13 protein-coding genes are annotated in these 15,613 nt (G+C 62.4%); 6 read left to right on the top strand and 7 right to left on the bottom strand.

Annotated elements, in window-relative coordinates:
- Position 1: 1 nt before the first annotated feature.
- The gene (locus D3878_RS17055; RefSeq protein WP_147384006.1) at positions 2-751 is read right to left on the bottom strand and encodes a flagellar brake protein; all 750 of its coding nucleotides are present in this window, start codon (positions 749-751) and stop codon (positions 2-4) included.
- Between the two features lie 140 nt (positions 752-891).
- Complete coding sequence (locus tag D3878_RS17050) at positions 892-1,104, bottom strand: hypothetical protein (RefSeq protein WP_119786570.1); 213 nt, start codon at positions 1,102-1,104, stop codon at positions 892-894.
- A 177-nt stretch (positions 1,105-1,281) separates the two neighbouring features.
- Here D3878_RS17050 and D3878_RS17045 point away from each other — a divergent pair, with 177 nt between their 5' ends.
- From D3878_RS17045 to D3878_RS17035, 3 genes are all read left to right on the top strand, one after another.
- On the top strand, positions 1,282-2,262 hold the full coding sequence (locus D3878_RS17045; RefSeq protein WP_233556370.1) for a DMT family transporter: 981 nt from the start codon (positions 1,282-1,284) through the stop codon (positions 2,260-2,262).
- 208 nt (positions 2,263-2,470) lie between these two features.
- Positions 2,471-3,205, top strand: a complete 735-nt coding sequence (locus tag D3878_RS17040; protein WP_119786568.1) for an N-acyl amino acid synthase FeeM domain-containing protein — start codon at positions 2,471-2,473, stop codon at positions 3,203-3,205.
- A 142-nt stretch (positions 3,206-3,347) separates the two neighbouring features.
- On the top strand, positions 3,348-6,335 hold the full coding sequence (locus D3878_RS17035) for a putative bifunctional diguanylate cyclase/phosphodiesterase (RefSeq protein ID WP_233556369.1): 2,988 nt from the start codon (positions 3,348-3,350) through the stop codon (positions 6,333-6,335).
- A gap of 98 nt (positions 6,336-6,433) precedes the next feature.
- Here D3878_RS17035 and D3878_RS17030 read toward each other — a convergent pair whose 3' ends face one another.
- The 5 genes from D3878_RS17030 to D3878_RS17010 all read right to left on the bottom strand — a co-directional run bounded on the left by D3878_RS17030 (position 6,434) and on the right by D3878_RS17010 (position 13,191).
- Positions 6,434-7,648, bottom strand: a complete 1,215-nt coding sequence (locus D3878_RS17030) for an ABC transporter substrate-binding protein (protein ID WP_119786566.1) — start codon at positions 7,646-7,648, stop codon at positions 6,434-6,436.
- A 136-nt stretch (positions 7,649-7,784) separates the two neighbouring features.
- Positions 7,785-9,449: a GMC family oxidoreductase gene (locus tag D3878_RS17025; RefSeq protein WP_119786565.1), complete on the bottom strand. Its 1,665-nt coding sequence runs from the start codon at positions 9,447-9,449 to the stop codon at positions 7,785-7,787.
- Between the two features lie 37 nt (positions 9,450-9,486).
- The gene (locus D3878_RS17020; protein WP_119786564.1) at positions 9,487-10,953 is read right to left on the bottom strand and encodes an NAD-dependent succinate-semialdehyde dehydrogenase; all 1,467 of its coding nucleotides are present in this window, start codon (positions 10,951-10,953) and stop codon (positions 9,487-9,489) included.
- Between the two features lie 30 nt (positions 10,954-10,983).
- Positions 10,984-11,916: a hydroxymethylglutaryl-CoA lyase gene (locus D3878_RS17015; RefSeq protein WP_119786563.1), complete on the bottom strand. Its 933-nt coding sequence runs from the start codon at positions 11,914-11,916 to the stop codon at positions 10,984-10,986.
- Between the two features lie 36 nt (positions 11,917-11,952).
- Complete coding sequence (locus D3878_RS17010; RefSeq protein WP_119787969.1) at positions 11,953-13,191, bottom strand: CaiB/BaiF CoA transferase family protein; 1,239 nt, start codon at positions 13,189-13,191, stop codon at positions 11,953-11,955.
- Between the two features lie 153 nt (positions 13,192-13,344).
- On the opposite strand from D3878_RS17010, the gene D3878_RS17005 reads away from it, so the two are divergent.
- From D3878_RS17005 to D3878_RS16995, 3 genes are all read left to right on the top strand, one after another.
- Positions 13,345-14,268, top strand: a complete 924-nt coding sequence (locus D3878_RS17005; RefSeq protein ID WP_119786562.1) for a LysR family transcriptional regulator — start codon at positions 13,345-13,347, stop codon at positions 14,266-14,268.
- Positions 14,261-15,100, top strand: coding sequence for a mechanosensitive ion channel family protein (locus D3878_RS17000; protein ID WP_119786561.1), 840 nt, complete (start codon positions 14,261-14,263; stop codon positions 15,098-15,100). Before D3878_RS17005 ends, D3878_RS17000 begins: the two co-directional genes overlap by 8 nt.
- A gap of 235 nt (positions 15,101-15,335) precedes the next feature.
- The gene (locus tag D3878_RS16995) at positions 15,336-15,611 is read left to right on the top strand and encodes a hypothetical protein (RefSeq protein ID WP_119786560.1); all 276 of its coding nucleotides are present in this window, start codon (positions 15,336-15,338) and stop codon (positions 15,609-15,611) included.
- The last annotated feature ends 2 nt before the right edge of the window (positions 15,612-15,613 follow it).

Genomic DNA, 15,613 nt, shown 5'->3' with positions numbered 1-15,613 from the left:
GTCAGCCTTCCGTGCGCGACGCCATCCGCGCATTGCGGCGCGCATGCTCGACATCGACGATGTAGCGCAGAATCGCCACCCGCATCGCTTCCTGCAGGCCGACAAATCCCAGTCCGATGCGACAGGCGAATCCGCCTCGCTGTGTCAGGGCGGTGGCATGGCGCAAGATCACGGCGTTGTCCACAATGCCATGACCGGCCAGCTCCAGGCGCACGCGGGCAATTTTCGGCGCCAGCGCCAACCCCAGCCCGGCCTGGCTCTCCACGGCCACGCTGAGGCCGCCCGCACTCAAGTCATGCAAGGGCCATGCGCCCAGTATCGCACCGTCGCCGGCATACAGCGTCACGTGCGGCGCCTGCGGCTGCGGCACAAGGACGCGAAAACTCTCCTGCCGCTGCAGCCGTGCCAGCCGGGCGGGGATCGCCACGCTGCAGGCAGCGCTGCCGCCCCAGGAAACCTGCTGCACCTGGTCCGCTGAAAACTGCACACGGATACCATCCGGCCAGGCGACAAAAACGCAAGACGGCGATGTGGCCAGGCGCCGGTTGATCTCCGCATCCTTGCCGGCTTCGAACACCAGCGCTTGCTCCCGGGCTTCCAGCAACCGTGTCACGAGGCAGCCGTTGACGCCGAAATGAATGTGTACAGGTTCGTGGCGGTAGATCAATTCGTTCAACAGCGCAAGGATCTCCATGCGTCCATGCACGAAGAAACGTTCCTCGATGCCATCAATGTCCAAGTCCGGACTCACCTGTTTCTCCCCCCGATTATTTTTGACCGCACATAGGCATGGCGCAAGGCCAGAAAAGCCGCAACTACCCGGTATTTCATGAATTCAAGTCTAGCAGGCTTGCCGCTGCTTGTGAAATTGGATGGGGATTATTGATGGATTTATTCGCGGTCGATGCCTTGACTGAGGCGTTCGGCCCGGGCCAGGAGGGCCGCCACACTGGCGGTGTTCATCAATTCCGATTCGGCAAGGCTCATCTGCTGCCCGGTGCGCATGTCATGGATCAGCGACAGCAAGTCCATTACAAGCGCATAACGACACGCGGCTTCGACGAGGATTTCGAGTTTGTAAGCCTCATATTCGGTTCGAACCATTACACACCCCGCAGAATAGAAATTCCTCGTCTTTAGCTTTCGTTGGGCAAGTATGCAATTAAGTTCCTGGCTTGTCTTTGATTTCACCGCGAATCCAAAGATGCGCCGGCGGGCTTATTCGAGAAATCGCAATGGCGGCGCGCAAGCGGACAGGCCGCGCGGCACCGGAGATACGCATTGGCAAATTCCATGGCGGCGCTGTACCATACGCCAGCATCGCTTGCCCATGCCGCAGTGCACGGAAAGGCGCATTTTCTTTTTTCTGCTTCGCATGGCCTGAATTTGCCTAAACTGGAATCCCGTTCGATCGGCTTGCTCTGCCTTGCCATTACTTCCATCGGCTGGGGCGTGAACTGGCCGGCGATGAAATTTCTCCTGCGCGAATGGCCGCCGCTGTTTGCCCGGGGCAGCGCCGGCGTGATTGCCGCCATCGTCATCGCCTGCATTGCCGCCATGTGCGGCCAATCCCTGCGCGTTCCGCGCGCGCAAATCGGCCGCCTGCTCGTCAGCGCCTTTATCAATGTAATTGCCTGGATGGGATTCACGACCCTGTCGTTGCGCTGGCTGCAAGCCGGCCAGGCCGCGCTGCTGGTCTATACCATGCCGGTCTGGGCAACCTTGCTGGCCTGGCCTTTCCTGGGCAAGCGCCCCGGCGCCGCCAGCCTGTGCGGCCTGGCACTGTGCATCGGCGGCGTCGGCCTGCTGTTCGGCGGAGGCGAGCTGGCGCTCGGCATCGACAAGCTGCCCGGGGTGTTATTCGCGCTGGGCGCAGCCATCCTGTTTGCGCTGGGAACCGTCGCGGTGGCGCCGCTGGCATTACCGCCACTGACCACCGTCGCCTGGCAACTCGCGCTGGGCTGCGCGCCGATGCTGGCCTACGGCCTGCTGGTGGAAAAGCCTGATTTTTCTGCCATCACGCCGGCTGGCATGGGCGTGATGACTTACATGACCATCGTGCCGATGGGCGTCTGTTACATGACCTGGTTTGCGGCACTGCGCCGCCTGCCGCCGGCCACCGCCTCGGTGGCCACCTTGCTGACACCGGTCGTCGGCGTTTGCGCTGCCGCATTGGCGCTGGGCGAGCCGCTCGGCGCCCGGGAATTTGCCGCGATGGGCCTGACCCTGGCCGGCATTGCGCTGGCGCTGCGCAAAGCCTGAACTTCTTCTTCCGCCGCCGGTATCCGCACCTGCGCGGCGTGTGACTGCACGCACCGGGGGAAACATTCCTCCAGAACGCAAAACCGCCTTTCCGTACGACCGCCATGCCGGAAATTGACCGGGTTTACTGGCTCTTTTCTCAATTATCAAACCTGCAACCTGGGGCTACGATATTCATCATTAGCCACTGCCCCCCAGGAACCATCTCATGGATACCCAACTCGATACGCCCCTGCTGTCACCGCATCATCTCGAATACCGCCCATTGCAGCCGCAGCAGCCGCGTCCGGCTGCCACTGCCGAAGAACGGCTGCCTTTCACGGTCAGGCTGGTGCATAATCAGCAAGACTTGAGCAAGGCACTGCAAATCCGCTATGCCGCCTATGCGCGCCATGTGCCGAGTTTCGCCGAATCGCTGAAGCTGGCCGAACCGACCGACAGCAACGATGGTGTCGCGATCCTGTTGGCCGAATCCAAGTTCGACGGCTCGCCACTGGGCACGATGCGCATCCAGACCAACGGCTTCAATCCGCTCAGCCTGGAGCAGTCGGTCGAATTGCCTGACTGGCTGCAAGACAAATCGCTGGCGGAAGCCACCCGTCTCGGTGTCACCGAGCAAAAAGTCGGCCGCATCGTCAAGACCGTGCTGTTCAAGGCCTATTATCTGTATTGCGTGCAGAACGGCATCGACTGGATGGTCATCGCCGGCCGCTCGCCAATCGACCGCCAATACGACCGTCTGCTGTTTTCCGACGTATATCCCGGCATGGGATATATTCCGCTGCGGCATGCCAATAACATGCCGCACCGCGTGCTGGCATTCGAGGTCGGCACGGCGGAAGAACGCTGGAACCTGGCGAAGCATCCCTTGACCAATTTTATTTTCCATACCAGCCACCCGGATATCAACATCGGCAGCCGCAATCCTGCGCAACTGCAGTAAGGCAGCAGTGGCGGCTTCGGCCGGCGGCAGCGAAAACCAATGTGTTGCTGCCTGGCCACTTAAACATGCAGTTTAAATGTTACATCTTGGTAATAAAGTGTGAAATTAGGCTAAGATGGGGTAGAGATGGGGACCTATAACCATGACTACCGCTTTCCGACCGATGCCGCATTGGCATCGGCCTGTCCAGGCCACCCTGGACAGAATCCTGTACTGCTTTGCAGCCTATGCGCTGCCGATCCTGATCGCCCTGCTGTCGATCACGGCCGCATTGGCGTGGAAGACGCACTATCCTGCTGCCGGCAATGCCACGACGCTGGCATTTCGGGTTACCCCCGACGCCGGCGCCGAACTGACGCCGCAACTGGCATCGGCGCGCCTGAGCACGCTGCCTGAAACCGCCCTGTTTGACACCCGGCTGGCCGAAACGCCCTTCTGGCTTGCCTTCGACGTCAAGCGCGCGCCTGGTGCGCCCGCTGTTGCAATTGAATTGCCGTCCCGGCATGCGCTGCAAGCGGCGTGCTGGGATGCCGACAGCCTGCAGGAACTCGGCCGCGGCGACCGCAACCAGACACAGGGCGCGCTATCGGCAGCCAAGGCCGGCTTCGCACTCGGCCTGGATGAAACATTGCAAGCCTCTCGCGTACTGTGCCGGGCCAGTTTCGTCGGGCCGGCACGCCTGACCGTGGCGCAATGGCCGACGGCGCAACTGAGCGCCAACGTGCTGGCCTTCCATCGCCATTCCGGCCTGCTGGAGGGCGGCATGATCGTACTGGCGCTGTTCATGCTGGTGACCGCGCTGATCAACCGCGCCGGCACCTACATGCTGTTCGCGGCATGGCTGCTGGTGAATCTGCGGGTCGGCGCATTGTCGGCGGGATGGGACTTCCAGTGGCTCGGGCATACGGTGCCCGCCGAATGGATGCAGCAGAGCCGGCTGCTGACCATCACGGTTTACTACATCGCCACGGTGTGCCTGTTCAAGGCCTTGTTCAGGGACGACCTGCCCAGAGTCGGTTACGCCTGGCTGATGCATGCCATGCAATGGATCAGCGTATTGCTGCTGCCGTTGGCGCTCCTGCTACCCTATGCAAAATTCCTGCCGCTGTTCTGGAGCGCCACGCTGATCGGTGTGCCGCTGCTGGTATTCCTGCTCGTGCGGATCCTGCTGATCGCCCGCTCGCCGGTGGCGGTCTGGTACAGCGCCTCGATCGCCATCACCCTGGGCGCCAGCCTGTATGAAGTGCTGGCGGCGGCATTCGGCTGGAAAGGCCTGCTCGGCACCGTCAACAGCGTCACCGCGGCGTTGTCGTCGAGCCTGCTGGCATCGCTGGCGCTGGCCGCGCAGATGCGCAGCGAGCATCAGGAGCGACTGCAGGCGCAGGCGGAGCTGCGCCACAATTACGAAGCCATGCCGATCGGCCTGTTTACCCTCGACCTGCACGGCCGCTTCCTGAACGCCAACCCGGCGCTGATGGCAATGCTCGGCCATGACGTACTGGCGCCGCAGCACAACCATTGGGGACAGTACTTTCATGCGGGCGCCTGGAGCGGCCTGCTCGACCAGGTGCATGCCAGCGCCGCGGCCGAACTGGAAATCCGCGGCCGTGAACGCAGCGATGGTACCGAACAACAGCGTTACCTGGTCAAGGCCACCCTGTCACGCGGCAAGATTGAGGGATGGCTGCAGGACGTCACGGAAAAATCCAAGGCCGACGAGAACCTGCGTTTCATGGCGCTGAACGATCCCCTGACCCGAGTCTACAACCGGCGCGGCATCGAACAGGTGTACGAAGCCGCGATGGCGCAGCTGGCCGATGGCAAGCCACTGGCGCTGGTCTACCTCGACCTCGACCGTTTCAAGCTCATCAATGACCTGTATGGCCACACCACGGGCGACAAGGTCTTGCGCCAGGTCTGCGAACGCATCACCAGCATGCTGACCGGCAGCCAGCACATCGGTCGGGTCGGCGGCGACGAATTTGTGATCGTCATGCCCGACACCGCCATGCAGCCTGCCGCCTGGACCTGTCGCGGCATCATCGAAACCGTCAGCACCGAGCCCTACCGGATCGGCGACAAGGCCTTTCAGGTGGGCGTATCCATCGGACTGATCGACATCAGCACCGGCACCGAGATGAAGGATGCCCTGGCCAATGCCGACCGCGCCTGCCGTGAAGCCAAGGGCGGCCACAGTGAAGGCCTGGTGGTGTATGAAAAGAACGCCAGGGCATTCCACGAACGCGAAGCCGAACTGAAGCTGGTCGAGCGCCTCTCGGGCAGCAGCCTGCTGGAAGGGCTGTTCCTGGAAATGCAGCCGATCATGTCGTTGACAACGCCGCACGAGTCGCTCAACTTCGAAGTGTTGCTGCGCATGCGCAATGCCGACGGCAGCGTCATCCCGGCCGGCCGCATCATCGGCGCCGCCGAAAACAGCGGCCGCACCGGCGCGGTGGACCGCTGGGTGATGTCCACCACGCTGGCGTGGCTCGACCGCCACTACGACCACTTGAAGCGCACCCGTTTCGTCTGCATGAACCTGAGTGGCGCCTCGCTTAACGACGAACGCTTCGTGCAGGACGCCTATGCGATGCTGGCGGATAATCCGCGCGCGGCCAGCCGCCTGTGCGTCGAGATCACCGAGAGTGTGGCCCTGCACGATTTGAACAACACGCGCCGCTTCATCGACAAGGTGCGCAGCTATGGCGTCAAGGTCGCGCTGGACGACTTCGGCGCCGGCTATACTTCATTTTCCTACCTGAAGGAATTGCCGGCCGACGTGCTGAAGATCGACGGCAGCTTCGTGGTCAACATGAACGAGCACCCGACCAATGTGGCGATCGTGGAAGCGATCGTCAATCTGGCGATGAACCTGGGCATGAAGACCATCGCCGAATGGGCAGAGGACCATGCTACCGTGCAGACCCTGGCCGAAATCGGTGTCGATTACGTCCAGGGATTTGCGGTGGCGCGTCCGCAGGACCCGGCCAGGATACTGGAGGCCGAATCGTCGGCCAGCTTCATCAAGGATGACCGGTTGGCCAATTTCGTGCGCACGCTCGGCAAGGCCGAGGTCGCGCACGGGCAGCACGATATGCTGGAAATGCTGCATGCCAAGAAGCTGCACTGAACAGAACCCGAGGCGACACAACGGCATCGATAAAAAAATGGCACCGCAATCGGTGCCATTTTTTCCCTGCCGCGCTGGTGCGCGCCGCTACGCCCCCATCATTTCCACATGGCGCACTTGGATTCGGCCTTGGTGGTGAAGGCGTCCGCTGCCGGAATCGTCTGTACGATCTTGTAGTAATCCCACGGCGCCTTCGATTCGGCCGGGGTCTTCACCTGAATCAGCTTCAAATCGCTCATCAGGCGGCCATCTTCGCGGATCTTCGCGTTGCTGGTGTACATGTCGTTGACCGGGTTTTTCTTCAGGTAAGCCATGATCTTGTCGCTATCGTCGGTGCCGAGCGTCTTGACCGCTTTCAGGTAAGTCATGGCGGCCGAGTAGGTCGAGGCGTGCAGCGCCGTCGGCATGCGTTTCATCACCGCAAAGTAACGCTTGGACCAGGCGCGCGATTCCGGGCTCTGGTCCCAGTACCAGCTGTCGGTCGAGTACAGGCCCTGGGTCTGCTGCAGGCCCAGCGCGTGCACGTCGGTGATGAACATCAGCAAGACCGCCATCTTCATGGATTTGCTCACGCCGAATTCGTTGGCACCCTTGATGGCGCTGATCAAATCATTGCTGGCATTGGCGAAACCCAGCACCTGGGCCTTGGAGGCCTGCGCCTGCATCAGGAAGGATGAGAAGTCCGAAGCGTTCAGGGGATGACGCGCAGCGCCAACCACCGTGCCGCCATTGGCCTTGACCACCTTGGACGAATCGCCTTCGAGCGACATGCCGAACACGTAGTCGGCGGTCAGGTAATACCAGCTCTTGCCGCCCTGCTTGACCACCGCCGAACTGGTGCCACGGGACGCCGCCACGGTATCGTAGCCGTAGTGCACCATGTAGGGATTGCAGTCTTCATTGGTGATGCGGCCGGTGCCGGTGGCGGGGATGATGAAGACCTTTTTCTTTTCCGCGGCGATCTTGCCGGCAGCCAGCATGACGGCGGAATTGGAGCCAGCCATGAGCAAGTCGACACCGTCGCGGTCCACCCATTCGCGTGCCTTGCTGGAGCCGATGTCGGCCTTTTGCAGGTGGTCTACATAGACCATCTCGATTTTCTTGCCATTGATGGCGCCGCCCATGTCGCCGATCGCCATCTTGATGGCCTCGATGCCGCCCTGGCCGGAAATGTCGGCATAGACGCCCGACATATCGGTGATCATGCCGATCTTGACGGTGTCACCGGAGATTTGCGCCGAGGCCGGCGCAGCTGCGCCAATAGCCGTCGAGGCCGCCACAGCCAGTGCCACTGCTTTACGTTTGAATTGCATGTTCATCTCCATGAAATGGTTATTGCCGGTTTGGTTTAATTGCCGGATTCGCACTGCGGCAATGCCGCCCCTAGCGCTCCGGTCTGCTATTGCATCGTTCAGGCGGTTCCGGCTAATACCGCCATGCGAATTCCGATCACTCTGCGGGGAGCAATTCCTCCGCCGCAAGAGGAGCACGGCCGAGGATCATGTCAGCGGCCTTTTCCGCGATCATCATGGTCGCCGCGCAGATGTTGGCGGAGGGAATGCTCGGCATGACCGAGGAATCCGCCACGCGCAAGCCTGTCAGCCCGTGCACGCGCAACTGCGCATCCACCACTGCCATGGGGTCGTCAGCCGGCCCCATGCGCGCGGTGCCGTTCAAATGATAGGAAGACACGCCATAGCGCCGCGCGAAATCGAGCAACTCATCGTCGCCGACCTTGTCCGGCCCCGGCAGCGCTTCGCATTCGGCATACTGCGCCAGCGCAGGACTCTGCAGCAGGCGCCGCGCCAGGCGGATGCCGTTGACCAGCACTTCGCGGTCGCGCGGGTCCTGCAGATAATTCGCCTGGATCAGCGGGTCGGCAAATACATCGGCCGAGCGCGCATGCACGTAGCCGCGGCTGTCTGGCCGGTGCTGCCAGACGCCGGCAGTCATGCCGGGGAAGCTGTCGAGCATGCCGACATAACCTTCCTTGTAGCTGGCTGGCGAAAACACGCCTTGCAGGTCGGGCAGCGTCAGGCCTTCTTTCGATTTCCAGAAGAAATGCACCAGTGACGGGCTCAGTGCCAGAATGTTGGGGCGTCCCAGCAGCCAGCGGGCGATCTGGCCGCCCAGGCCGAGGCCGCTGGCCATCTCGTTCATGGTGCCGATGTTCTTCACACGCGCCACCAGGCGCACCGAGAAATGGTCGCTCAGGTTGGCGCCGACGCCGGGTAAATGATGGCGCACCGGCACGCCGATCTCGCGCAGCAGCGCTTCCGGGCCGATGCCGGAGAGCTGCAGCAGCTTGGGCGTGTTGATGGCGCCGGCGCAGACGATCACTTCGCGCCGTGCCAGCACATCACGGGCGCTGGCGGGCTGGCGGTTCTTCATGTAGCGCACGCCGGTGGCGCGCTTGCCGTCCAGCAGAATCTGGACCGCCTGCGCATTGGTCTTGATCGACAGGTTGCTGCGCGCGCGGGTCGGCCACAGGAAGGTGCGCGAAGTGCTCATGCGCCAGCGGCCCTGGATGGTGCGCTGGTAATAGCCGACGCCGGCCTGCTCGGCGCCGTTGTAATCCGGATTGCGCGGCATGCCCAGCGACTCGGCGCCCGCGATGAACGCTTCGCTGATCGGATGGATCCACGCGATGTCGGATATCGGCAATGCGCCGCTGCGTCCGCGGAAGCGGTCGTCGCCGCCGGCCCGGCGTTCCGTGCGCTTGAAATACGGCAGCACTTCGGCATAACTCCAGCCGGCATTGCCGAGTTGCGCCCACTGGTCGAAATCGTTGCGCTGGCCGCGGTTGTACACCAGGCCGTTGACCGAGGTCGAGCCGCCCAGCACGCGCCCCTGCGGCAGCGGGATGCGGCGGCCGTTGGTCATGTCGCTGGGCTCGCTCTGGAACTGCCAGGTCCATGCCGGGTTAAACAGCGTCTTGATGAAGCCGGCCGGAATGTGGATATACGGATGCCAGTCGGCCGAGCCCGCCTCCAGCAGGCAGACGGTGGCTTTGCCATCTTCGGAAAGACGATTGGCAAGGATGGCGCCGGCGGCGCCCGAGCCGACGATGACGTAATCGAAGGTTTCGGAAGGATTGCTTGCTGCTTGTGTCATGGTAGTGCTTGTCTCCGTCTGGTGCTTGCGCGCCGGCTTATGCGGCGGCAGTGAAATTGCCCGACAGGCAGGCGTATTTCAGCTCCATGAATTCCTCGATGCCGTACTTGGATCCCTCGCGTCCCAGGCCGGATTCCTTGATGCCGCCGAACGGGCCGACTTCGTTGGAGATCATGCCGGTGTTGACGCCGACCATGCCGTATTCCAGCGCTTCCATCACGCGCCAGACCCGCGCCAGGTTTTCACTATAGAAGTAGGCGGCCAGGCCGGATTCCGTGTCGTTGGCCATGGCGATGACTTCGGCTTCGGTACGGAAGCGGAACAGTGCCACCACCGGGCCGAAGATTTCTTCCCGGGCGATTTCCATGGCAGGCGTGACCGGGCCGATCACGCTCGGCTCGAAGAAAGTGCCGCCTAGCGCATGCGGGTTGCCGCCGACATGCAGTTGCGCGCCCTTCTCCAGCGCGTCACCCACCAGGCGCTGCACTTTCTGCAAGGCCCGGCCATCGATCAGCGGTCCCTGCTCGACGCCAGCTTCAAGACCGTTGCCAACACGGAGGACGGCAACCCGCTGCGCCAGGCGCGCGGCAAAGTCGTCGTACACGGCCTCGTGCACATAGACGCGGTTGGCGCATACGCAGGTCTGGCCAGCGTTGCGGAACTTGGACAACATCAGCCCCTCGATGGCGGCATCCAGATCGGCATCGTCGAACACGATGAAGGGAGCATTGCCGCCAAGTTCCAGCGACAGCTTCTTGATGTTCGCCGCGCTTTGCTGCATCAGCAGGCGGCCGGTGGCGGTCGAGCCGGTGAAGGTCAGCTTGCGCACCGTCGGATTGGAAGTCAGTTCGGCGCCGATCGCAACGGGGTTGCCGGTGACGATATTGAATACGCCCGGCGGCAGGCCGGCGCGCTCGGCCAGCGCCGCCAGCGCCAGCGCCGAATAGGGCGTCAGTTCGGCGGGTTTCAGCACTACCGTGCAGCCGGCGGCCAGCGCCGGCGTCACCTTGCGGGTCACCAGGGCGCTGGGGAAATTCCAGGCGGTGATCGCCGCGCACACGCCGATCGGCTGGCGAAACGCCAGCAAGCGCTGGTCGCCGCGGGTGGATGGCAGGACGTCGCCATAGACGCGCTTGGCTTCTTCGGCGAACCATTCGACGAACGACAGCGCATAGGCGATTTCGCCGCGCGCTTCGGCCAGCGGCTTGCCTTGCTCCAGCGTCATCAGCAGCGCCAGGTCATCGGTGTTTTGCACGATCAGGTCATGCCAGCGGCGCAGGATGGCACCGCGTTCCTTGCCCGTTTTGGCGCGCCATGCCGGCAAGGCGCGTTCGGCAGCGGCGATCGCCTGGCGGGTTTCGGCCTGCCCCATGTCGGGCACGCTGCCCAGCGCACTGCCATCGGCGGGATTGGTCACGGCCAGGGTGGCGCCGGAGGCGGCATCACGCCATTCGCCGCCGATGTATGCCTGCTGCCGCAGCAGGGAAGGGTCGCGCAGTTGCATTTGTCTCATCCTCGTATGTGTTTATCCGTCTTAAGCTTGCGGGCGCGCAGACAGTTCGGTGCGCTTACCGGATCGCATCACCTGCCCCGGCACGTCATGGCCGACGATGGCCGGCAGATCGCGCGCCACCGCCAGCAAGCCATCCAGCTCGACACCGGTGGCAACGCCAGACGACTCGAACATGTGCACCAGATCTTCGGTGCAGATATTGCCGGTGGCGCCGGGCGCAAAGGGGCAGCCGCCGATGCCGCCAAGAGAAGCGTCGAAGCTGGTGGCGCCCGCAGCCGCGCCGGCCAGTGCATTGGCCAGCCCCATGCCGCGGGTATTGTGGAAATGCAGGGTCAGCGGCACCGCCGGGAAGGCATCGCGGAAGGCCCGCGTGGTTTGCTCGACCTGCATGGGATGGGCCATGCCGGTGGTGTCGGCCAGGGTGATGCTGTGCATGCCCATGCCGAGATACTGTTCCGCCGCCCACAGCGCGCGGTATATCGGCTGCTCGCCTTCGAAGGGACAGCCGAAGGCGGTCGCCACGGTGCCATTGACGCGCATGGCGCTGCCCTGCAGCAGGCGCATGACGCCGCGAAACTGTTCCAGCGACTGTTCGCACGTCATGCGCATGTTGGCCAGGTTATGGGTTTCGCCGATCGACATCACCAGGTTGATTTCATCGACGGCGGCCGCCAGCGCGCGCTCGCAGCCGCGTTCATTGGGCACCAGCGCGACATAGGTGACGCCGGCAACGCGCGTGATGCCTTGCATGACTTCGGCAGCGTCGCGCAGGTTGGGAATGGCCTTGGGCGAGACGAAGGACGTTACCTCGATCTTGGCCAGGCCGGTTTGCGACAGGCGGTCGATCAGCCGGATTTTTTCATCGGTCGGCACGAACGCCGGCTCGCTCTGGAAACCGTCACGCACGGCGACGTCATTGATTTGGACCCGCTTGGGCAGATGTGCAGACAACATAGAATTCCTTATTGTGCGATGGATGCCGCCACCAGCTCAGATGATGCCCTGCGCGCGCAGCGCGGCAATTTCCCCGGTGCTTTTGCCGAGCGACTTCAGGACCTCGTCGGTATGCTGGCCCAGTTCCGGCCCCACCCAGTTGGTCTTGCCCGGCGTGGCCGACAGCTTGGGCACCACGCCCGGCAATTCGACCTCCTTGCCGTCCGGCAGAGTGAAGGGCTGGATCATGTCGCGCGCGCGGTAATGCGGATCTTTATGGATATCGGCGGCGTCGAACACGCGTCCACTCGGCACATCGGCGGCCTCCAGCACCTGCAGCACGTGTTCCAGATCGTGCCGGCCGGTCCAGTCGGCAATCGCCTGGTCCAGCATATCGACCTGCTGCACGCGGCCGTCGTTGCGCGCCAGGGCCGGATCTTCGGCCAGGTCGGCGCGGTCGATGGCATGCATGAGGCGCTTGAAGATACCGTCGCCATTGCCGGCGACGATCACGTAGCGGCCATCCTGGCAGGGGTAGGTATTCGATGGCGCGATGCCCGGCAGGCTGGAGCCGGTGCGCTCGCGCACATAGCCGGAAGCGGAATATTCCGGGATCAGGCTTTCCATCACGCCGAACACGGCTTCATACAACGCCACGTCGATGAACTGGCCGGTGCCGCCGTTGACCTTCAGGTGGTGCATGGCCATCATCGCGCCGATCACGCCATACAGCGATGCCAGGGTATCGCCGATGCTGACGCCCACGCGCACCGGCGGACGGTCCGGATAACCGACCAGGCCGCGCAGGCCGCCCATGGATTCGGCGATCGCCGCAAAGCCGGGACGCTTGTGATAGGGACCCGTCTGGCCATAGCCGGACACGCGCACCATGATCAGGGAAGGATTGATTGCCGACAGCTGCTCCCAGCCCAGCCCCCAGCCTTCCAGGGTGCCAGGACGGAAATTCTCGATCACGATGTCGGCATCCTTGACCAGGTCGCGCACGATCTGCTGGCCCTCTTCCGACTTCAGGTTGAGCGTCACGGATTTCTTGTTGCGGCTTTGCGAATACCACCAGAGCGAAGTGCCGTTGTGCAGCTTGCGCCACTTGCGCAGCGGATCGCCATCGGTAGGCGACTCGATCTTGATCACTTCCGCGCCGAACTGCGCAAGCAGGCTGGCGGCATAGGGCCCGGCAATCAGCGTGCCGATCTCGACCACCTTGACGCCCTGCAAAGGCGCCGGCGTATTGTTGCTTTGGTTACTTTGGTTGCTTTGATTGGTTTGCTCAGTCATGGCGAATTGTCGATGTCCCATCAAGCCCAGGCAGACAATGCCTGATTGCGATAGGCGCATCATACGAATGCGCGCGTGTCGGAAAAAGCAATAGTTTGCGAGGCTGCCATCGCGAAACGCGATGGCAGGAAGCGACAATGGCATAATGCCGGAATGACGCGACTTGACCCCACTTCCTTGCAATTGTTTATCGCCGTGCTGGAAGAAGGCACTATTGCGGCTGCCGCCGAACGCGAGCACATTGCCGCCGCCGCAGTCAGCAAGCGGATCAGCGAAATCGAATCACAACTGCGCACGCAACTTTTGAACCGCACTAACAAGGGAATCGAGCCGACCGCTGCCGGCATCGCCCTGCTGGGACTGGCGCGGCGCGCCCTGCACGAACTCGATGACATATCGGTGCAGATGCAGGAATACGCCAGCGGCATGCGCGGACATGTCCGGATATTCGCCAACATTTCCGCGATTACCCAGTTTCTTCCCGCCGAGATCAAATCCTTCCTGGCCGAATATCCGCAAATCCAGGTCAATCTGGAGGAAAAAATCAGCACCGCCGTCACCAAGGCAGTCGCCGAAAACGCCGCGGATATCGGCATCTTCATCATGCAGCCGCATGGCCATCAACTGGAAGTCTTTCCCTACCATGAAGACAAGTTGGTGCTGATCACCCCGGCAGATCATCCGCTGGCGACGCGCAAGGCGACCTCGTTTGCCGATACGCTCGAGTACGACTATGTCGGCTTGCATACCGGCAGCACCATCAACCTGCAGCTGCAGAATGCCGCCAGCGAGCTGGGACGCCTGGTCCGCTTCAGCATCCAGGTGACCAGCTACGATGCCTTGTGCCTGATGGTGGGGTCTGGCCTGGGCATCGGCATCCTGCCGGAAGGCGTTGCCAGGACATACACCAAGACCCTGCGCCTGCGCACCATTCCTCTGGACGAACCATGGACCAGGCGTGAACTGAAAATATGCGTGCGCGCCTTCGACGCACTGCCGGTTGCGGCAAAGCTCCTGGTCAATCACTTGAAACGGCAATCCATGGAGCCATCATCCCCTGGAAAAACACATGACTGAATTTGAATTCTTCGCCCGCTACGAAATGGGCCGCATCATCATCACCCTGGTCACCCTGCTTATCACGATCATCGTGATGAAGCTGATCCAGAAGCACGCCCGCCTCTATGTCGGCGACAGCGTGGAGCTTGCGCGCCGGCGCGGCAATTTCGTCCTGCTGAAGAATCTGGTATTGCTGGCGGCGGTGATCGTGGTGGGCACGATCTGGGCATCCAAGATCGCCGGTGCGGCGCTGTCGCTGGCTGCGGTGGCCGGCGCCATGCTCATCATCAGCAAGGAGTTCCTGGCAAACCTCCTGGGCTCGGCCTTCCTGACGGTGTCGCGCCTGTACCGGGTGGGCGACTTCATCGAACTCGACGGCATTTCCGGACGCGTCATCGACACCGACCTTTTGGCCACCACGCTGTCGGAAGCACAGGAAGGCAGCCAGGTCACCAGCCGTACCGTCACCCTGCCGCACTCGCTCTTGCTGGTCAAACCCTTGCGCAACCTGACTGCCACCGGCGCCTATGTCGTGCACCTGCTGAAAGTCGTGGCCGACCCTGCGGAAGACCTGATTGCCCTCGAACAGGCGTTGCTAAAAGCAGCAATTGAAGTCTGCACGCCCTGGATGGCGCAAGCCGACGCCCACCTGCAGCGCATCGAATCGCGCGAAATGGTGGACCTGCCCTCGGCCGAGCCGAAAGTGATTCTGCAGCTAAACGACGTCAAGCAAGCCACGCTGTCGTTGCGCTATACCTGCCGGCCGAACGAGCGGGTCAAGGTCGAGCAGGCGATCCTGCGGCATTATCTGGCGCAGCGCAAGGCCATGCAATGCGCCATCAGCGCGTGACCGTCGCATGCCGCATGCCGGCCTGAAATTCCGCCATGCCTGGCGTCCCTTCAAGGAGCGGGTACTGGCCAGGGCGGGCATGCCATGCGGTCGGCATGTTCGCCAAGGCAAGTCGTTGCTTTTCAGAAATTCGACTGTGCCACCACCAGTATTCATCGCCAATCAAATCCCGCTGCCCTTGCCTGATCCAGAATGGCTCCTATACTAAAAATTTGTTCGAGCCTGAGGAGACGCCATGAACAAGTCGCAAATACTCGCGCTCATGATGCGCCGCAACCACCAAAGCACGCAAACTGACCTTTTAAGCATTTCCGACCTGATGGCGCAAATGCTGGCCGATGTTTCCGACCGCCTGAGCGAGGATGAGTTTTATCGCTTCATCAGCATTGGCTCAGCAGTCTACAGCCATGGTCTGGAACAGTTCGGCGAAGATGTCGAGGAGGATGTCACGGGACTGGCTGACGAAGACTGGCCGGGCGAGTCCGCGCGCCGTCTGCGCGGGCGCCATTAAGG

The organism is Noviherbaspirillum sedimenti (assembly GCF_003590835.1).
GTDB classification, from domain to species: domain Bacteria; phylum Pseudomonadota; class Gammaproteobacteria; order Burkholderiales; family Burkholderiaceae_D; genus Paucimonas; species Paucimonas sedimenti.
The sequence above is the reverse complement of the archived record's forward strand: the minus strand, read 5'-3'. Positions and strand labels throughout refer to the sequence as shown.